The sequence below is a fragment of the Corallococcus silvisoli genome (assembly GCF_009909145.1).
In the GTDB taxonomy this organism is placed as follows: domain Bacteria; phylum Myxococcota; class Myxococcia; order Myxococcales; family Myxococcaceae; genus Corallococcus; species Corallococcus silvisoli.
Map to the genome: position 1 here is coordinate 398702 of NZ_JAAAPJ010000003.1, position 19204 is coordinate 417905.

At 71.5% G+C, this 19204-nt stretch carries 14 protein-coding genes; 10 read left to right on the top strand and 4 right to left on the bottom strand.

The features are described from left to right. Window positions 1-195 precede the first annotated feature (195 nt). The 3 genes from GTY96_RS08075 to GTY96_RS08085 are packed head-to-tail and all read right to left on the bottom strand — an operon-like array spanning window position 196 to window position 3241. Complete coding sequence (locus GTY96_RS08075) at window positions 196-1332, bottom strand: ABC transporter permease (protein WP_143899514.1); 1137 nt, start codon at window positions 1330-1332, stop codon at window positions 196-198. After that, the gene (locus tag GTY96_RS08080; RefSeq protein WP_161664376.1) at window positions 1329-2255 is read right to left on the bottom strand and encodes an ABC transporter ATP-binding protein; all 927 of its coding nucleotides are present in this window, start codon (window positions 2253-2255) and stop codon (window positions 1329-1331) included. The genes GTY96_RS08075 and GTY96_RS08080 overlap by 4 nt, the downstream gene beginning before the upstream one ends. Continuing rightward, window positions 2252-3241 (bottom strand): HlyD family secretion protein, encoded by a 990-nt coding sequence (locus tag GTY96_RS08085; protein ID WP_161664377.1) that lies wholly within the window; start codon window positions 3239-3241, stop codon window positions 2252-2254. Before GTY96_RS08085 ends, GTY96_RS08080 begins: the two co-directional genes overlap by 4 nt. A gap of 322 nt (window positions 3242-3563) precedes the next feature. Between GTY96_RS08085 and GTY96_RS08090 the strand changes: the two genes are divergently transcribed. The 7 genes from GTY96_RS08090 (at window position 3564) to GTY96_RS08120 (ending at window position 14305) form a co-directional block, all read left to right on the top strand. Beyond that, the gene (locus GTY96_RS08090; protein ID WP_161664378.1) at window positions 3564-4913 is read left to right on the top strand and encodes a sensor histidine kinase; all 1350 of its coding nucleotides are present in this window, start codon (window positions 3564-3566) and stop codon (window positions 4911-4913) included. Between the two features lie 73 nt (window positions 4914-4986). Beyond that, window positions 4987-6354 carry a sigma-54-dependent transcriptional regulator gene (locus tag GTY96_RS08095; RefSeq protein WP_143899518.1) on the top strand — a complete coding sequence of 456 codons (1368 nt, stop codon included), beginning with the start codon at window positions 4987-4989 and terminating at the stop codon, window positions 6352-6354. 314 nt (window positions 6355-6668) lie between these two features. Beyond that, entirely contained in the window at window positions 6669-9152 is a 2484-nt protein-coding gene (locus tag GTY96_RS08100) for a S8 family serine peptidase (protein ID WP_161664379.1), read from the top strand. 79 nt (window positions 9153-9231) lie between these two features. Next, window positions 9232-10257 carry a VWA domain-containing protein gene (locus tag GTY96_RS08105; RefSeq protein WP_143899520.1) on the top strand — a complete coding sequence of 342 codons (1026 nt, stop codon included), beginning with the start codon at window positions 9232-9234 and terminating at the stop codon, window positions 10255-10257. A gap of 168 nt (window positions 10258-10425) precedes the next feature. Continuing rightward, window positions 10426-12876, top strand: coding sequence for a hypothetical protein (locus tag GTY96_RS08110; protein ID WP_161664380.1), 2451 nt, complete (start codon window positions 10426-10428; stop codon window positions 12874-12876). A 41-nt stretch (window positions 12877-12917) separates the two neighbouring features. Further along, a complete protein-coding gene (locus GTY96_RS08115; protein ID WP_161664381.1) occupies window positions 12918-13361 on the top strand; it encodes a putative immunity protein in 444 nt (147 codons plus the stop codon). Between the two features lie 65 nt (window positions 13362-13426). Further along, window positions 13427-14305 (top strand): hypothetical protein, encoded by an 879-nt coding sequence (locus GTY96_RS08120; protein WP_161664382.1) that lies wholly within the window; start codon window positions 13427-13429, stop codon window positions 14303-14305. 40 nt (window positions 14306-14345) lie between these two features. Here GTY96_RS08120 and GTY96_RS08125 read toward each other — a convergent pair whose 3' ends face one another. Beyond that, on the bottom strand, window positions 14346-14990 hold the full coding sequence (locus GTY96_RS08125; RefSeq protein ID WP_143899524.1) for a hypothetical protein: 645 nt from the start codon (window positions 14988-14990) through the stop codon (window positions 14346-14348). A 145-nt stretch (window positions 14991-15135) separates the two neighbouring features. On the opposite strand from GTY96_RS08125, the gene tam reads away from it, so the two are divergent. From tam to GTY96_RS08140, 3 genes are all read left to right on the top strand, one after another. After that, entirely contained in the window at window positions 15136-15906 is a 771-nt protein-coding gene (tam, locus tag GTY96_RS08130; protein ID WP_161664383.1) for a trans-aconitate 2-methyltransferase, read from the top strand. A 178-nt stretch (window positions 15907-16084) separates the two neighbouring features. Then, window positions 16085-18052, top strand: a complete 1968-nt coding sequence (locus tag GTY96_RS08135; RefSeq protein ID WP_161664384.1) for a LodA/GoxA family CTQ-dependent oxidase — start codon at window positions 16085-16087, stop codon at window positions 18050-18052. Beyond that, complete coding sequence (locus GTY96_RS08140; protein WP_161664385.1) at window positions 18049-19179, top strand: tryptophan 7-halogenase; 1131 nt, start codon at window positions 18049-18051, stop codon at window positions 19177-19179. The genes GTY96_RS08135 and GTY96_RS08140 overlap by 4 nt, the downstream gene beginning before the upstream one ends. Window positions 19180-19204: the final 25 nt, after the last annotated feature.

Consider the following 19204-nt stretch of genomic DNA (forward strand, 5'->3'; position numbering starts at 1 on the left):
GCCACCGCGAAGTCCGCACCGCACCTGCCGCGAAAGGGTTCTCACGGGACATGGGCTCCTCCACACCGGACGCGGGCGCCATGCCCGCGGAACCACGAGGTCCGTGGCGCCGATGGTGAGAAGGTTGCAATCGACGGTCCCGTTGGATCGACGCACCTGACATCCACCCCCGTGCGTCACCCCTGACGTGCGGCGTCAATCCAGCGTGGTGCGCGAACGTGCGAGCGCCGCGCCCGCCACCGCCAGCACGAAGAGTCCCAGCGCCAGCAGGTCGTCGCCCATGTCCGCGAGCACCTGGTCCTTGAGCAGCGCGCCCCGGACGATGCGCAGGAAGTGCGTGACGGGGATGACCTCTCCCAGCAGCCGCGCCCACGGCGGCAGCCCCAGGAAGGGAAAGGCGAAGCCGGACAGGAAGATGGAGGGCAGCATGTAGAACAGCGACATCTGCATCGCCTGCAGCTGGCTGCGCGCCACCGTGGAGATGAGGTAGCCCAGCGACAGGTTGCCCACGATGAACAGCACGACGCCGCACCCCAGCGCGAGCCACCCCGCGGGCGTGCGCGCCATGGGCACCGAGAACAACACCCTCGCCAGCCCCAGCACGACGACGGTCTGCACCAGCCCCACGACCACGTAGGGCGTGAGCTTGCCCACCATGATCTCCGCGGGGGTGGCGGGCGTGGAGAGCAGCGTCTCCATGGTGCCGCGCTCCCGTTCGCGGGTGACGGCCATGGCCGTCATCATCACCAGCGTCATGGACAGGATGATGCCCAGCAAGCCCGGCACGATGTGGAACGGCGAACGGCTCTCCGGGTTGTAGCGCCGGTGGACCACCACCTCGAACGGCGGCGCGGCGGTCCGGGACACCCCCGGACCCACCCGCTCGTTCCGCAGCGCCTCCGTGGGCAGCACGCTCACCGCCGCGAGCGCCCCCGCCGCGGCCTGCGGATCCGACGCGTCCGCTTCCGCGAGCAGCTGGGCGCGCTCCCCCTTGAGGATCCTCCGGGTGAAGTCCGGGGGGATGGTGATGCCCAGCATCACCCGTCCCCGCCGCAGCAGCTGCTCCAGCTCCGCGTCGGAGCGCGGCAGGTAGCGCACGTCCACGTAGCCGGTGCGCTCCAGCGTGGCGACGACGGAGTTCGCCAGGGTGCTGGTGTCGTGGGACAGCACCGCGGCCGGCAGGTGCCGGGGGTCCATGTTGATGGCGTAGCCGAAGATGAGCAGCTGCATCACCGGCATGACGAGGATCATCGCGTACGTGATGCGGTCGCGCCGCAGCTGCGTGAACTCCTTGAGCAGCACGGCCAGGATGCGAGGCAGGGAGGCCCTCACGACGCGTACCGTTCGTCGCGCTCGCGACCCATGAGCTGGATGAAGACGTCCTCCAGGGACGGCGACACCTCGCGCCACTGGAAGGGCTCCTTGCGCCAGGGGCCGAGGGCGGCCTCCAGGGCCCCGCGCTCCAGGCCGCTGACGTGCACCGCGGCGCCGAACGCGGAGGCGCTGAGCACGCCTTCGGCCCGGGCCAGCAGGTGCGCCGCGCGGTCGATGCCCGGCCCCTCTCCCAGGAAGGTCACCAGCCCGGAGTCGCGGACGAGGGCCTCCGCCGTGCCCCGCGCGATGAGGCGGCCATGGAGGATGTAGCCGATGTCGTGGCAGCGCTCGGCCTCGTCCATGTAGTGCGTGGACACCAGCACCGTGAGGCCGCCGGCGGCGAGCGCGTGGATTTCATCCCAGAACTCGCGGCGGGCCTTGGGGTCCACGCCCGCGGTGGGCTCGTCCAGGAGCAGCAGCCGGGGCTCGTGCAGCGTCGCGGCGGCCAGGGCCAGGCGCTGCTTCCAGCCACCGGAGAGCGCGCCCGCCAGCTGGCGGCGGCGGTCGAAGAGGCCCAGCCGGTGGAGGGTCGCGTCCACGCGCTCACGCCGCTGGTCCAGCCCGTGGACGCGCGCGACGAAGGCCAGGTTCTCCTCCAGCGTCATGTCCTCGTAGAGGGAGAACTTCTGCGTCATGTAGCCCGTCCTGCGCTTGATGACGTCGCCGCGGACGCGGAAGTCCATGCCCAGCACCTCACCCTCTCCGCTGTCGGGGGTGAGCAGCCCGCACAGCAGCCTCAGCGTCGTCGTCTTGCCGGAGCCGTTGGGGCCCAGGAAGCCCGTGATGCGACCGGCGTCCACGGAGATGGCGACGTCGCGCACGACGTGCCGGTCGCCAAAGGACTTGTTGAGCCCGCGCACGTCGATGGCCCGCTCGCTCATCGCGCCGCCCCCACCGCCAGCGTCCCGAGCGGGGTCACGTCGATGGGCTGCCCCGGCAACAGCCGCGTGGGCGCGGAGGGCACCGCCTCCACCAGGAACACGAGCTTCTGCCGCGTCTCCAGGCTGTAGATGATGGGGGGCGTGTACTCAGGGCGTGGAGCGACGTAGTCCACGCGGGCGGTCATCCCCGAAGCGCAGCCGTCACAGGCGATGGCCACGGCGGTGCCCGGGGCGTACGACGTCACGCTCCCCTGCGGCACGTAGAAGCGCACCTTCAGCTTCGCGTCCGGGATGATGCTGACGACCGCGGCGTTGGGCATGGCCCACTCCCCCTGCTGGAACAGGACGTCCTCCACGCGGCCCGCGACGGGGGAGACGGGAGCCAGCTCCTGGACCTGCTGCTGCGCGGCCGTGACGCCGGCCCGGCCGCTCGCGAGCTGGGCACGGAGGGACTCCAACCGGGCGCCCACCGACGCCACCTCCGAGCGGGCCGCGTCGCGCTGGGCCTGGGCGCGCAGCAAGGTCGCGCGGGACAGGTCCAGCTGCTGGGCCGTCACGGCCCCCTCCATCGCCCGCGCCACCGCGAGGAGGCGGGCCTGCTCCGCGTCCGCGCGGTCCACCTCCGCCTGCGCCGCGGCGAGCGTGGCGCGCGCGCGGGCCACGTCCGACTGCTGGGCGAGCAGCTGGGCCTCGGTCTGCCCCACCTGCGCGCGCGCCTGGTCGGCCCGCGCCACCAGCGACGTCGGCTCCATGCGGAACAGCGGCGTCCCCACCTCCACGCGCTGTCCGCGCACCACCGACACCGCCGCCACCATCCCGGCCACCGGCGAGGACAGGTAGACGTTGTCGCTGACCACGTAGCCGGTGAAGCGCGGCGGTGCTTCCGGAGCGGGACGCCGCAACCACGCGATGCCGCTGACGATGCAGGCGAGCCCGAGGGCCGCCATGACGATGGTGCGCTTCGAGCGACGGCCCTGTCCTGACACCCGTGCCTCCTGACGCGGCCTCGCCGCGAATGGCGCCCCCCGGAGCGTGGAGCCTCCACGCCAGGGCCCTCTCGGGAGGGACGCGGCCCGCGCACGGGGCCGTCCTGGCCCCGTGTCATGACGCCCCTGGAGCACCCGGCGTGCCAGCACCGGACGCCTCGGGGCCCCGCAGGGTGGGCCCGCCGCCTGTCCGGATTTCCGGCGCCGGCCGACGGGTTCCCGGACAGCCGCCGGGCGCTTCGCACCGGGGCGGCGGGCGCGCGGGCTGGGGCATCCGCCTTGCTTGGACATAGGGTAGCGCCCACGGTCCAGGAGGACGCCCTTGCATTCCTTGCCCCAGCCCACGGCCGCCGGAGTCGAACAGGTCCAGCGCGAGGCGTTCTCGCGGATGTTCCGGCAGGTGACGAAGGTGCTGACGTTCCTGAGTCCGTTGCCGGTGGTGCTGGTGTCGCTCGGGCTCGTCGGGGACACGGCGGTGTGGCGGCGGGTGTGCGTGGGTGTCGCGCTCGGGCTCGTGGTGGTGGGGCTGGGGATCGTCGCGTCGTGGCGGCGCGAGCCGGTGGTGGCCACCGAGCCGGGCACGATGCTGCCCTGGGTGACGTTTCCCCTGTTCACGGTGATGAACCTGTCGCTGGGCGGCCTGGAGAGCCCGCTCATCCCGCTGGTGCTGCCGGTGAGCCTCGCCACGGCGATCCTCTTCCCGGCCGCGCGGGCCCACCGGTGGGCGGGCTACCTGCTGGTGCTCCTGGGCGTGCAGGCGGCGGTGACGTTCACCGGCGCGGTGGCGGACCTGGTGCCCCCGCTCTTCGGCGGCGGCCGGCGCGCGGGCCACGGCGACGCGCTCCTCTGGACGATGCTCACGGTGACGGCGTTCCTCGTCGTGTGGGCGAACTTCATCGGGACGACGCTGCGGCGCACGTTCCGGGGCATGGTGCGCACGGCGCTGGACGCGCGCGACGACGCGCTGAAGACACACGAGGAGCGGGTGCGCTCGCTCACCACGCTGTCGGGCGAGATCGCCCACGAGCTGAAGAACCCGCTGGCGAGCGTGAAGGGGCTGGCGGCGATGATCGCCCGCGAGGTGGAGGGCCGGCCGGCGGAGCGGCTGGCGGTGCTGCGCAGGGAGGTGGACCGGATGCAGGAGATCCTGGAGGGGTTCCTCAACTTCTCCCGGCCGCTGCTGCCCCTCAACGAAGCGCACGTGCCGCTGGATGCCCTCTGCCGGCAGGTCGCGGAGCTGCACGAGGGGATGGCCGGAGAGCGGGGCGTGGGGCTCCGCGTCGTGGAGGGAGCGCCGGTGGAGGCCTGGTGTGACGCGCGCAAGGTGCGGCAGGTGATGATCGACGTGGTGCAGAACGCGCTCGAGGCCGCCCCTCGCGGCACCACGGTGGAGCTCCAGGCGCGGGCGACGCCGGAGGGAGGAGGCCGGGTGGAGGTGCGGGACCGGGGGCCGGGCGTGGCGGAGTCGCTGCGCGAGCGCGTCTTCGAGCCGGGCATTACCACCAAGCCCCAGGGCTCCGGCCTGGGACTCGCGCTATCACGGGCCTTGATGCGCCAGCACGGCGGCGAGCTGAGCCTGCGCGCGCGCGAGGGCGGGGGCTGCGTGGCGGAGCTGTTCCTCCCGGCGGCGCCCCAGCAGGCGGAAGCCCCGCGAACGGAGGCCCTGACATGAAGGCGCGGGTAGTCTGCGCGACGGCCAAGGCGGCCGAGGCCCGCCTGGAAGCCGTTCAGACGGAGGGGCGCACATGAAGGCGCGGGTGCTGGTGGCGGATGACGACGCGGGCGTGCGCTACACGCTGCGTGGCCTGCTGGAGGACGACGGGCTCACCGTCGAGGAAGCCGTGGACGGAGAGGCCGCGCTCGCGCGCCTGGACGCGGAGCCCCCCGTGGACCTGGTGCTCAGCGACCTGCGCATGCCGCGCCTGGACGGCCTGGAGCTGCTGCGCCGCATCCGCGCGCGCCCCCATGCGCCTCGCCTCATCCTCATCACCGCGCACGGCTCCGAGCGCCACGCCGTGGAGGCGATGAAGCTGGGCGCGCTGGACTACTTCCGCAAACCCTTCGACGTGGACGACGTGCTGGCGGTGGTGCGCCGCGCGCTGGGGCAGGTCCGGCTCGAAGCGGAGAACGAGCGGCTGTCCGGCGAAGTGAACCTGCTGCGCTCGCTGGTCTTCGTGTCGCCCGCGATGGCGCGCCTGTCCCTGCTCATCCAGCGCGTGGGCCCCCGCGACGTCACCGTGCTCATCACGGGAGAGAGCGGCACCGGCAAGGAGCGCGTCGCGGAGGCCCTGGTGCGCGCCTCCCCGCGCGCGGACAAGGCCTACGTGCGCTTCAACTGCGCGGCCCTCACGCCGGAGCTCGCGGAGGCGGAGCTCTTCGGTCACGCGAGAGGCGCCTTCACCGGCGCCGTGCGCTCCCGGCAAGGCCTCTTCCGCGAGGCCTCGGGAGGCACCCTCCTGCTGGACGAAGTGGGCGAGCTGGCCCTGCCCCTCCAGGCGAAGCTGCTGCGCGTCCTCCAGGAAGGCGAGGTGCGGCCCGTGGGCGAGGACCGCGCCTTCCCAGTCGACGTCCGCGTCCTCGCCGCCACCCACCGGGACCTGCCCCAACGCGTGGCGGAGGGCCGCTTCCGCGAGGACCTCTACTACCGCCTCAAGGTCGTGACGCTCCAGGTGCCCCCCCTGCGAAGCCGGCCGGAGGACATCGCCGCGCTCGCGAGCCACTTCCTCGCGCGTCACACCGAGCGCTTCCGCATGCCGCCCGTGCCGCTGACGCCCGCGGTCCTGGAGCGACTCACCGCCCATCCGTGGCCCGGCAACGTGCGGGAGCTGGAGAACGCCCTGGAGAGCGCCGTGGTGCTGTCCGCCGATGGAACCCTGGACCTGGAGCAGCTGCCCGGAGGCCTCCGCGCACCCTCGGTCCCGGCCGCGTCCGGCGGCGCCACCCTGCGGGAGCGGATGGACGCGCACGAGCGCGAGCTCATCCTCGCGGCGCTGGCGGCATCGAAGGGCCAGCGCACGGAGGCCGCGCGCGCGCTGGGCATCGGCCGCGCCACGCTGCACGACAAGCTGCGCAAGCACGGACTCCAGGGCGAGGACGACGAACAGGAGCGCTGAGGCCCTTCACGCAGCGGCGTTGGACCCGCGCACCCAGGCCCTCGTGGTTTCCACTTAGCCCGGCCTTCAACACCAGACATCCGCGACGAAAATTCCCGCCATCAATGGAAAACGCGCCTGCACATTGACATGGAGTGAAAAAGAGATTTACAAATATTACAGACCTTCATCGATTCGAGCGTCTTTCATCAGGTGGTCGCGGAGCCTCACACGGTCCTTGAGAGGATTCGTGGGTGGAGCCGATGTCGTGGTGCGGCGGGGGAGCGCGTCGAGGGCGGGCGCGAGCACTAAGCCATCCTGAAGGAACACCCATCATGCGAGAGTCTTTGTCCCGGCGTGCGCCGTCGTCGCGCCCCTTGTCTGCCTTCACCCTGGGCTGTGCCCTGGCGCTCCCCTGGAGCGCCCTGGCCGCCCCGCCAGCCCGGGGAACCCCACCCGCCGCGAACGTGAATGTTTCAGGATTGTCACCCGCGCGGCTCGTCGTGGAGAAGGCGCCAGGCCTCGCGGCCGGTGGCAGACAGTCCTCGCTGGTCACCGCGTCTGGCTTTACCTTCCACCGCACGGAGCGCCCCGTCTCCTCGCTGCGCACCGTCGCCGTGCCGGACCCGGCCGTCCAGCTCCACGTGTGGCGGGAGCAGCAACCGGATGGCACGCGCCGCGACTACATGGCCTATACGCGCGGCGGCACGGAGCTGCTCGGGCGCGTGCGTGACACTGAATACATGGTGCGGCTGGAGGACGCCCGGTTCGACCCGCTCCAGGGAGGACAATCCCTGACAGGCAACCTGCTCGCCGCGGACGCGGACAACACCTTGCACCTGGTGCAGTTCCTGGGCACGCCGCTGCCCTCGTTCCGCGAGGCCATCGAGCGCGAAGGCGGCAAGGTGTTGCGCTTCCTCACCGACCACACCTTCATCGTGGAGATGGCGGGTGACACGTCCAAGCGCGTGGCGGAGCTGCCGTACGTGCGGTGGGTGGGCCCCTACCATCCCGAGTACCGGCTGGAGCGCGCCCTGCGGGATGCGCTGCTGGGCCGCTCCGCGCGGCTGCCGGAGACGCAGCGCTACTCCCTGATGGTCGGGGAGCGGGGCGCCGCGCGGCAGGACGCACTGGCGCGGCGCGTGCGCGCCCTGGGCGGCACGGTGGACCTGGTGGAGCCGGGCGGCCTGCGCGTCGAGGCGACCCTCACCCAGGAGCAGCTCGCGCGGGTGGTGCGCGCCAACGAGGTGCAGTTCATCGACCGCTGGGGCGGCCCCGGCGAGGTGGACATGGACATCGTCCGGGAGCTGGGCGGCGCCAACGCCCTCCAGGCGCTCAAGGGCTGGACGGGCCAGGGCGTGCGCGGCGAGGTCTTCGACACCGAGCTGCGCACCACCCACCAGGAGTGGCCCACGACGCCCATCATCCACAGCACCGGCACGTCGTCCGGGCAGCTCCACGGCACCAGCTGCTACAGCAACAACTTCGCCCGGGGCGTGGACCCGGCCGCGCGCGGGATGATCCCCAGCGGCCAGGGCATCTTCTTCCTCTACAGCGAGTCCACCCAGTTCGGCGGCACGAAGTCGCGCTACACCATCAACCAGGAGCTCACCAACGCGGGCGGGCCCTACCGCGCCGTGTTCCAGACCTCCAGCGTGGGCAGCGCGCTGACGACGTCGTACACGACGCTCTCCGCGGAGGTGGACGACTACCTCTTCCAGTCCCCCATCCTCAGCACCCAATCCCAGAGCAACGCGGGCAGCCGCCAGTCCCGCCCGCAGGCCTGGGCGAAGAACATCGTCTCCGTGGGCGCCTTCCAGCACCTCAACACCCTGTCGCGCGCGGATGACCGCTGGGGGTCCAGCGGCAGCATCGGGCCCGCGGCCGACGGCCGCATCAAGCCGGACCTGTCTTTCTTCTACGACTCCATCCACTCCGCGGACGGCTCGGGCGACGCCAGCTACACGGAGTTTGGAGGCACCAGCTCCGCCACCCCGCAGACCGCGGGCCACTTCGGACTGCTGTTCCAGATGTGGCACCAGGGCGTGTGGGCCGGGCACGGCGGCAAGCTGGATGTCTTCACCAGCCGCCCGCAGATGGCCACCGCCAAGGCGCTGATGATCAACCACGCCTGGCGCTACAACTGGCTCGCGGGCGGCGCCAACGGGGACATCGACCGCTTCAAGCAGGGCTGGGGCACCTCCGACGTGAAGCGCCTGCTGGACCGCGCCCCCGTCACCAGCATCATCGACGAGACGGACGTCGTGGGCCCGCTGGGCGTCAAGAGCTACAGCGTGAAGGTCGCCACCGGCCAGACGGAGCTGAACGTCACGCTGGCCTACACGGACCCCATGGGCACGGTGGGCGCCGCCCAGGCGCGCATCAATGACCTGTCCCTGCGGGTGACCGCGCCCAACGGCACCGTGTACTGGGGCAACAACGGCCTGACCGCGGGCAATGTCTCCACGCCGGGCGGGACGTCCAACAAGGTCGACACCGTGGAGAACGTCTTCCTCCAGAACCCCGCGGCCGGCCTGTGGAAGGTGGAGGTGCTGGGCGACGAGGTCATCCAGGACAACCACCTGGAGACGCCCGCGGTGGACGCGGACTTCGGCCTGGTGGTGAACGGCGGCGTCATTCTCGTGGGGGATGTCTCCGGCAATGGCTGCATCAACGAGGAGGACCTGAACCTCGTCACCGCCGCCTTCGGACAGACCGTGCCCCCCGGCAACCCCGCGTACGACCTGGACGGCAGCGGGCGCATCGACATCTTCGACCGCAACATCATCCTCCAGAACTACGGCAAGGGCTGCCCCTAGTCCCCGGGCGCGTCCCCAGCAGTGTCTTCGCGGTACCGCTGAAGGTTGTTCATTCCCCTGACTCCCAGGAGGTTGTCTCATGCGCATTGAATCGAAGCGTCGTTTCCTGTCCCAGGCCGCCGTGGCGCTCGCGTGTGTGGGCGGGCTGTGCTCCAGCGCCGCCCTCGCCGACGAGCACGTCCTCATCCTGCTCGACAGGACGGGCAGCATGGGCGCGACGTCCGTCCCCGGCCTCACCCGCCTGGAGGTCGCCAAGGCCCGCATCGACGGCTATCTGCAGATCATCCCCAGCGTGACGACGAAGTATGCGTTCTGGACCTTCGACAACACCGGGCCCACGCAGGTCTTCAACTTCGCCGACAACAAGACCCCGGCGCAGATCAGCGCGGCCGTCAACGCGGTGACGCTGGGCGGGAACACGCCGCTGGCGGGCTCCATCTGCCAGGCGGTGGACGCGCTCATCAACTACCTGCCCAACCAGCTGCACACCAAGCGCATCTACCTGGTGACGGACGGCGATGAGAACGCCACGCCCAACCTGAACGAGTGCTACGGCCCCTACAGCGTCGGCGTCTGGCCGTCCCTGGACTCCGGGAGCTGGCAGGCCAAGGTCCGCAACAAGGCGTGCACGGGCAGCGCCAGCTCCGCGGGCCCCTGCGGCGTCTTCCCCCCTCCGTACCCGGCGGGCCTCACGCTGATCGCCGACATCGACTTCCTCTTCACGGACAACATCCCGTTCCAGGGCGACTACGAGGGGCGCGAGCTGGATGACGCGCAGAAGACCGTGGCGGTCCCCTACCGCGCCGCCGCCAGCGCCGTGAGCGAGGTGTCCTTCTTCAACGGACTGGCCACGGCCACCCATGGTCGCTACCAGAGCATCACCCAGGCGACGCCTTCCTCCCAGGCCACGCCGCTCCCCGGTGACGCGAACCTGGACGGCTGCGTGAACGTGGCGGACCGCACGAAGGTGCTGTCCGAGTACGGCCAGAAGGTCAACCCGGCGGGCACGGGCTCTGACTTCAACCGCAACGGCGTCGTCGACACCGGCGACTACCAGACCGTGCTGAACAACTTCGGCCGCGGCTGCACCACGCTGCGCGAGTAGCGGTCGTTCGCACCGTGACGCCGGGCGCGGACGCCCCTTTGCGCGCCCGGCGGTTCACGCGTCTTCACCTGCCGCCCGCGGAAGGTCCCATCCCGGGACCGGAGCTCCCGCCCGGACGGCATGGCCTCATCGGGACGGGAGCAGGGCCAACGCCCGGAGGGTGCGTGCATGGTGGCGTCCGCGGGGTCGAGTCTCCGGGTCTTCTTGCTGGCGGTGCTGCTCACAGCGTGCTCGGACGGGACCTCTCCAGAGGCGCCTCCAGACGCGGGGCTCCCGGACGCAAGCGTCGGGGACGCCGGCACCGACGATGGCGGCACGCCGCCCCCTGATGGCGGCCCCGGGGAAGACGCGGGCACGTGCGTCGACGACGACCCTTGCACCGCGGAGCACCGCGACCCGACCGGCCAGTGCGTGTTCCCCCCCGCGCCGGATGGGACGGCCTGCGACGACCACGACATCTGCACCACGCAGGACCAATGCCTCGGCGGCGTGTGCGGGGGCACCCCCACCACGAGCACCCCGGCGACCCACGGCACGGCGTGGAGCCATGGGCCGGCCCCGGCGGAGCGCTCCACCACGCCCCTGGAGGGCCTGGCCGAGTTCGTGGCGGACGACCTCATCCTCTTCGGCGACCGGCTGGGCGGCAGCGGCCTGTCGGTGTCGCTGGTGCGCGTGACGCCGGACGGCCTGCGGCGGCTGGACCAACGGGCCCTGGACATCCGCGTCGACCGCTTCTTCGGCGCGTCCGACTGGTCCGACCGGCTGCTCACCTTCTTCGTGCCCCTGGGGCCGGACCGCGTCCTCGTCGTCGGGACCCGGCAACGGCTGGAGCTGCTGGGGCTGGAAGGCGACCGCCTCACGACGCTGGCCCAGCTGCCGCTGCACCCGAGCAGCAACAGCCTCCTGGCGGGCGCTGGCAAGGGCGACCACTTCTGGCTGTGCAACGGCGCCACGGTGACGGCCTTCCGCATCGACCCCGGCAACGTGCTGGCGCCGGACGACTCGCACAACCTGCAACTGCCCGGCACCTGCAACTCGATGTCCCTGTCGCCGGATGGCGGCACGCTGTGGGTCGGGACGACGCGGGGGTTGGTGCCGGTGGACGTGTCCAGGCCCGGGGAGCCCGCGCTCAGGCCCACCCTGCTCGGGACGCTGTCCCTGTTCAATGCACGGGGCGACAGCACGTACGTCGTGGCGCACGAGCTGCTCCGCTACGGGCAGATGGGCCGCATGCTGGTGTACCGGCTGGCGGACCTGACCGGCACCACGACCCCCACGCCGGTGAAGTCCTTCCTGCCCGTGGAGGAGATGACCCGCTGGGAGCGTCCCGTGGGCTTCGTCCTGATCCAGAACGACCTGCTGGTGGAGTGGGTCCGGCTCAACGGCGCCACCCGCTCCTACGTCGTGGAGCGGCACGCGTTGAGCGCCGGAGGCGTGTCGTCCCCGGTGGCCACCCTGGCCCTTCGCGAGAGCGAGGAGGTGGGGCTGAACATCTCGCCGTTCCTGCTCGCGGGCCGGGGACAGCACGCCGTGCTCCAGCCCTGGCGGCGCGTGGTGGCGCTGGAGGGCGCGGACGCGCTGGGCTTCCGGACGGGCCTCCATCACGGCTCCTTCGAGCGCGTGCAGGCGGCTCCGGATGGCTCCGTCCTGGCGGTGGGGCCCTTTGGTTCGCACCGCGTGGACCCACGCGCCCCGGACGGTCCCGCGCTCCTCGCTGGGGGCACCATGCTTCCGGCCGACACCCAGCGGCTGCGGGTGGCGCCCGCGCGGCCGGGCGCCCACGTCCGGGAGCTGATCACCCTGCCCGCGGCGGGCGCCAACGTGCACCAGGAGGCAGGCACCGCGGTGGTGAGCTGCCTGCGGACCTCCGCGGACGGGCTCCTGGAGCCGGACGGCCAGGTGCGCGTCGCCGGAGGGCCGGCCGTGCTGACCTCCGCGAAGGGGCAGCTCTTCCAGGCCGCGCCCATCACCGGGGGAGGCTTCACGCTGCGGCGCTTCTCGCTGGACCTGGCCTGCGCGGGGCAGGTCCTCGCGCCAGCCTCCGAGCAGGTCGTCACGGTGGAGCCAGCCTCGTCGCAGACGCGCAAGGGCTACGCGCTCGCGGTGGATGAGGCCCGCGCGGAGCTGCTGCTCGGAGAGATGCACTATGTCTCGCCGGACAAGCCCTCCCGCATCCCGCTGCTCTGGCGCTCCTGGGCGGACGGCGCCGGGGCCGCCACCGGCGAGCTGTCCGGGAGCACGGATCAATTCACGGCCATGGCGCTCGCGGCGGGCCGGGCGCTGGTCATCGAGAACGGCCGGGAGGTCTACGTGCTCGAGCGCGACGGCACCCGCATCGTGACCCGGGCCCACGTCAGCCTCGCGGAGCGGGCGGCGCCCGTGGATGTCTCCCGCATCCTCGCCTTCGACGGGGCGGTGGCCTACCTGGCCATCTCCACGGTCCCGGCCGGGGTGCTCGCGCTGCGCGCGGATGACCTCTCCGAGCTCGGGCGCTACCCGACGCCCAGCCCTGTCCGCTCGCTGGCCTTCTCGGCCCCGTGGCTCATCCTGGGCATGAACGAGGCGATGATGGTGGCCACCCCCACCTGCCCCGCCGCCCTCGTGCCGCGCGCCCGCTAGAGTCCGAAGAGTCCGAGCCAGCCCCCTGGCGAAGAAGGAACATGAAGCCCGACACCGCCGACCACAGGGCCCTGGCCCGCTGGGCCGCTGACTGCGCCGAGCACGTGCTCCCACTCTTCGAGCGGACGTTCCCGGAGGACCACCGCCCGCGGAGGGCCATCGAGGCCGCTCGGGCCTGGGAGCGGGGGGAGCTGGTGATGGGCGAAGCACGCGCCGCCGCCTTCGCCGCGCATGCCGCCGCCCGCGACGCCAGCGCCCACGCCGCCGCGTGTGCCGCGGCGCGCGCCGCGGGCCACGCCGCCGCCACCGCCCACGTCGCCTCGCACGCCCCCCACGCCGCCACCTACGCGGCCACCGCCGCGGCCCTCGGCCTGAGCGAAGCCCACGGCGCCGCCGAAGCCACCACCCGGGAGCGGGCCTGGCAACGCCAGCAGCTCCCGGAGCACCTCCAGTCCGTGGCCCTCCCCATCCGCGGCAACCCCTGAGCCCTCCACGCACGGCCGGGCACCCGCGTTGACAACCCAGGTCAAATCAGTATTTCAATTTTAAAATGAAAATCACGAAGACAAGGCTCGGCCTGATGCTGATGGCCACCGTCGCCTGTGGTGGAGAGGTGTCCGACGCGGACAGCGCCCCGGGGAGCGACGTCGGCTCCACCCGGCAGGCGGCGTTCTCCGGCGTGAACGGCACGGTGTGCGAGGAGAGCCCGTACAACTGCAAGCTGCGGCCCTCCGGTGGCAACCGCGTGCAGACCAACGATCCGGATGACGACGACTCCTGGGGCATCCAGACGGGAGCGCCCATCCGCGACGGCAACGGCACGGTGGTGGGCACGTCCACCCGGACCCGCTCCCTCTTCAATTACGGCCAGACGCGCACCTTCGCCGGGGAGTTGCATGCCTTCGCGACGTCGACGTCCAACTCGAGCGCGGGCTGGCTCCCCATGTCGGCCATCCAGGGCCTCACGTCCTTCGAGGAGAAGGTCGGGCACGTCTCCGCGCTGAGCTCGGGGCTGGCGAAGATGGCGTGCTACGCCGTGCGGAACTCGCACGACACGACGCTCGAAGCCAAGAAGGTGGTCTACGACACCACGTCGTCCAACGAGCGGGCGGGCGACTACCTCCCGCTCGTGAGGGCCAATGGCTTGCGCTCGGCCAACCTCACCTTCAACGTGCCGGGCTTCGGCCTGGGCGGCGTGGCGGTGGATCACTTCCCCGCGGGCACGAAGTTCCAGCGGCTGGACGTGCCGACGAACTCCGGCGCGCCCTCCATCGACATTCCGCTCTGGGTGCTGGACAGCGCGGGGCGCTACCGCCAGCAGTCGGGAACGATGAAGTTCATCTACGGCTACGTCATCGCCGCCACCAGCACCCGCCGCAACGGGTGGATGGCCTACGACGCGCTCGAGGTCAGCTCCGGCTGCCCCTGAGCCCGTCAGGGGCACGGCGACGCACGGGAGGCTCGCGCCCTCAGCGAGCCTTCGCCTTGGCGAGCGAGTGGACGACGAACTTGGAGTCGACGTACTCAATCGTCCCCAGCTTCTTCCCGTAGACGCTCTCCGGCTCCTCGACGCTGGCCGTGATGGTGATGACCCGGCCCTTGCGCGGCAGTTGCAGGGCCAGGACGGACCCCGCCCAATCCCTGACGGTCTTCTCCGTCAGGCCCTTCTTGCCCTTCGGGGCGATGAGGCCCGCATCCCGGTAGAGCTGGACGGCCTCCTCGAGGCCGAGCGGCAAGGCCATGTTGTCGGCCCGCAGGCCCTCCGCATCACACTTGAAGACAGCGATGTGGTCCACGGACGCGCCTGAACCCACCACCACCAGGTGGTAGCCCGTCGGGTTCTTGAACAAGGCGGCCTCGTAGGTCTCGAAGAACTCGGAGCTCTCCAGGGTCGCATAGCCATTCGGCACGTCGCGAATCTTCAGGGACTCGGAGATGAACTGCGGGGTGATGGGGTCACCGGACTCCCGCCGCAGCTCCAGCACGCCCCCTTCCTTGTAGCGCTCGAACACGTGGCGGAGCGCGGTCTCGATGTTGGTGGTGGCGCAGTTGGCATTGCTCGCGGGAGCAGCCGAGGCCAGGGCCAGGATGAGCGAGGCTTTCAAGAGAATCACGGGGGCTCCTTGCATCGGAGGGGCGGACGACGCACGCACTCTACGCGAAGAAAGCCTCTCTCCCGCCAGCGAGGGGGGCGCCCTGCCTCCGCGGTCCCGGAGGGACCTGGGCCGGGTGCGGTAGAATCGCCCCCAAGGAGAGCCCATGGACTGGTCCGCGGCGCAGTACACCCGATTCGAAGAGGAGCGCAACCGCCCCATCCGCGACCTGCTCGCGCGAATTCCCACGGCGAACGTGGAGCGCGCGGCGGACATCGGCTGCGGCCCCGGCAACTCCACGGAGCTGCTTCGCGCCCGCTTCCCCCAGGCCGCCATCACGGGCATGGACAGCTCCACGGACATGATCGCGGCGGCGCGCAAGCGCCTGCCGGACGTCCGGTTCGACGTCGGCGATATCGCCACCTGGCCAGACCCCGGCCCCTACGACGTCATCCTGGCCAACGCGGTGCTTCAATGGGTCCCAGACCACTCCACCCTGCTGCCAGCGCTCCTCGGCAAGCTGGCGGCGGGAGGAAGCCTCGCCGTGCAGATGCCCGACAACCTGGAGGAGCCAGCGCACCGGCTGATGCGGGAGACCGCCAGCGCGGGCCCCTGGGCGGACAGGCTTTCCAATGCCTCGGCCGCGCGAACGGCGCGGCTGGGCGCCGACAGGTATTTCCAGACGTTGCGCGAGGCCGGCGCCACGGTGGACGTCTGGCGCACGACCTACTTCCACCCGCTGGAGGGAGGCGCCGCCGCGGTGGTGGAGTGGTTCAAGGGCTCCGGGCTCCGGCCCTTCCTCGAACCGCTCGACGCCGAGGAGAAGACGGCCTTCCTCGCCCGCTACCAGACCGAGGTCGCCCGGGCCCACCCCGCCCTGCCTGACGGCACCGTGCTGTTGCCCTTCCCCCGGCTCTTCTTCATCGCGACGCGCTAGCAGGCCGCGCCCCAAAGGCTGACACGTCAGGCCAAGCCCCCTGACATGTCAGCCCAAAGCCAGACGTGTCAGGGATGGAGCGAGCGCCGCTCAAGCTCGCGGACTTCCTCAATCCCTGTCCTCCCCCGAAAGGCACCTGAATTGCAGGACTCCCAACCAATACCGGAGGAGCGCTGCAATGGGGACGAGCTACAAGATCCACCCGGCGGTCGGGGTGGCCCGTGTCGGGGACAGCGACGACTACTACCTGGGGCCCGAGACGGCGAAGGGCCTGCCGCAGGAGCGAACGGGCGGGAACGTGACCCGCTTCCGGGACGCCCAGGGCGGCATCCGCCGGCAGGCGGCCCGGTTCCAGATCCACACCTTCGACCCCAGCAACCCCACCGCGCCGGGCAAGCGGGTCCAGCCGGGCGTGGATGGCGTGGTGGACATCGAGTGGACGGTCCACGTCGCGAACAAGAAGGCGGCCTGGTACGAATTCCAGCAGCAGCAGGGCGCGGACGGCACCTACGACGCCGCGCACCCGCTGCGCAATCCACGCACGAAGGATGAGGCCGGGCGCAAGGCGCTCATCATCGACCCCGGGCCGCGCACCGTGGCGTGCCGGGGCAGCAACCAGCACCCGCTGCACGCGGACTTCGCCCCGAGCGATCCCCAGGGCAAGGGCTATCCCCAGACCTTCCCCGCGCCGGGCCTCCTCCCGGACAACAACGACATCACCACGCTGGGGAGCGCCATCGCGGACGACCAGGGCTACCTCTACACGCTGGGAGGCCACGGCCGCTCCGGCACGACGTCGGTGTGGGACCTGTCCACGGGGTTGATTGACGGCACCCTGAAGAACGACGCGACGCTCACCGACCCGCAGCGCAAGCGCATCAACGAGCTGCGGCCCATGGCGGACCAGTGCTACCCGACCCAGGCCGCGCTCCGGGCGGCCATGGTGGCGGAGCTGGCCAAGGACACGTCCAACAGCCCCGCGGACATCCAGCAGACCGCCGATTCCATGCAGGCGCTGGCCTACATGCAGCCGCGGCTGGACACCTACGCGAACAACAACTTCTGGTGGGACGACGTCTCCGACGGGCCCGTCACCGCGACGGTCATCCTGACGGGGGGCACGCGGGTGAACGTGGAGTTCCCGGCGTGGATGGTGGTGGCGCCTCCGGCCTATGCGCCGCAGCTGCTCAACATGATCACGCTGTACGACACGCTCTACGACACCTTCGTCACCCAGCGCGACCTGGAGCCGGAGCTGTGCAAGGGCGGCACGTTCAACGACGCCTACAAGCCGAACTTCCAGGCGGACATCCTGCCCATCCTCCAGCGTCCGTCCGACTACCGCTGGGTCGCGCGCATCAACGATCAAGGCATCGACGCGCATGGCGCCCTGCCGAGCCCGGACGCGAGCAACCACAACTTCATGAAGTACGTGCGCGACCCCCAGTCCTTCAATGACTACCCGGGCCGCATGCCGAAGATGGCGGGCGACAACCCCATCACGGACGCCACCCCGCGGAACTTCCTCACCCTCACGCGGACGCAGTACTTCTTCCTCAGCCAGTTCAGCAAGGGCCACTTCGACAACACCCCGAGCACCGCCACGCCGACCCCGGGCCAGCTGCTGGACCGGGGGGTGTTGGAGAACTGCGTGGGCGGGCCCTTCTGCCCGGGCATCGAGATGACCTGGATCGCCCGCGACGCGAACTTCTTCATGGAGCCGTTCCGCTTCAAGCACCGCGAGGTGACGGGCCCCGGCCTGCGATGGAACACCAACCCCCATGATGGCCAGGGCCTGGAGCCGGGAGACGCCACCAAGTACATGGCGCTGCCCTGGCAGGCGGACTTCAACGAGTGCTCCAACCAGGTCGTGCAGAGCACGTCCCTCTGGTGGTGGCCCTCGCAGCGGCCCTACGAGGTCAACTACCTGGACCGCGGCGGCGAATGGCAGCAGGGCTACTGGACGCGCCCGTCCGACATCAACTTCGACAAGGACGAGGAGATGGTGGCCAAGTGGAAGGGCCTGGGCTTCATCCTCGCGCGAGCGAACGCGCAGCCCGCGGACCAGGGCCCCTCCAGCGCGGCGGATCCCGCGCCGCTGTTCATCGAGGTGGAGCGCAAGCTGCCGGACGGTGGAATGTCGTGAGCGGCGCCCACTGCGACGTCGCCGTCCTCGGGGGAGGGCCGGCTGGCGCGGGACTGGCGCTCGCCCTGTGTGCCCGGACGCCGCTGTCCGTCACGCTGGTGGAGCGCGCGGCCCACGACACGGCTCGCGTGGGGGAGACCCTGCCTCCGCACGCGAGGCGGCCCCTGGTGAAGCTGGGGGCGTGGGAGTCCTTCGTCCGGGACGGACACCTGCCCTCACGCGGCACGGCGTCCTGCTGGGGCTCCGCCACCGTGGGCTACCACGACACGCTGATGTCGCCCCTGGGGCCCGCCTGGCACCTGGACCGCGCCCGCTTCGACGCGGGCCTGCGCGCCCAGGTCGCGGAGCGCGGCGGCGGCGTGCGCACCGGCACCAGCCTGTCGGGATGCGAGGCCTTGGGCGCGTGGGGCTACCGGCTGCACCTGTCCCACCCGGTGGAGGGCCCCTCCACGCTGGAGGCGCGCTTCGTCGTGGACGCGACGGGCTGGAAGGCGGCCTTCGCCACGGCCCAGGGCGCGCGGCGACGGGTGGTGGACCGCTGCTTCGCCCTGTACGGAGACTTCCACCTGAGGGCCGGCGCGGCCTTCAGCACACAGGCGCTGGTGGAGGCGTGCCCGGAGGGGTGGTGGTACTCCGCGCTGCTGCCCGGCGGGCACGTCGTCGTCGCGCTGGTGGGGGACGGGGAGTCGCTGCGCGGCGTGCGCCCGCGCGACCCGGCCCCCTGGCTGTCATTGCTGGCGCGCACCACCGCCACCCGCGAGCGGCTGGAGGCGTGTGAGTTCACCGGCGAACCGCCACGGGCGGTGCCCGCCCCCGTGGGAGTCCTGACCCCTGTCCATGCGGCGCACTGGCTGGCGGTGGGGGACGCGGCGTGCACGTATGATCCGCTGTCCTCCCAGGGCATCACGAAGGCGCTCGACGCCGCGCTGCCGGCGGCCGAGGCCCTGGATCAGCACCTGCGCGGCCGCCCGAACGCGCTCGCGGCCTACGAGGCCCAGGTGCGGCGGGGCTTCGTGGAGCACCTGCGGACGCGGGACCACTACTACCGCGAGGAGCGGCGGTGGCCCGACGCCCCCTTCTGGCGCAACCGGCGCGAGTCCCTGGCCTCCGCCGCCCTGGCCGCGTGACGGCCGCCCCTCCTTCACCCCAACC

Excerpts from the sequence above, each read along its gene's own strand:
- GTY96_RS08080 (WP_161664376.1), bottom strand. The coding sequence starts at position 2,255 with ATGAGCGAGCGGGCCATCGACGTGCGCGGGCTCAACAAGTCCTTTGGC.
- GTY96_RS08095 (WP_143899518.1), top strand. The coding sequence starts at position 4,987 with ATGAAGGCGCGGGTGCTGGTGGCGGATGACGACGCGGGCGTGCGCTAC.
- GTY96_RS08110 (WP_161664380.1), top strand. The coding sequence starts at position 10,426 with ATGGTGGCGTCCGCGGGGTCGAGTCTCCGGGTCTTCTTGCTGGCGGTG.
- tam (WP_161664383.1), top strand. The coding sequence starts at position 15,136 with ATGGACTGGTCCGCGGCGCAGTACACCCGATTCGAAGAGGAGCGCAAC.
- GTY96_RS08120 (WP_161664382.1), top strand. The coding sequence starts at position 13,427 with ATGAAAATCACGAAGACAAGGCTCGGCCTGATGCTGATGGCCACCGTC.
- GTY96_RS08135 (WP_161664384.1), top strand. The coding sequence starts at position 16,085 with ATGGGGACGAGCTACAAGATCCACCCGGCGGTCGGGGTGGCCCGTGTC.
- GTY96_RS08115 (WP_161664381.1), top strand. The coding sequence starts at position 12,918 with ATGAAGCCCGACACCGCCGACCACAGGGCCCTGGCCCGCTGGGCCGCT.
- GTY96_RS08105 (WP_143899520.1), top strand. The coding sequence starts at position 9,232 with ATGCGCATTGAATCGAAGCGTCGTTTCCTGTCCCAGGCCGCCGTGGCG.
- GTY96_RS08100 (WP_161664379.1), top strand. The coding sequence starts at position 6,669 with ATGCGAGAGTCTTTGTCCCGGCGTGCGCCGTCGTCGCGCCCCTTGTCT.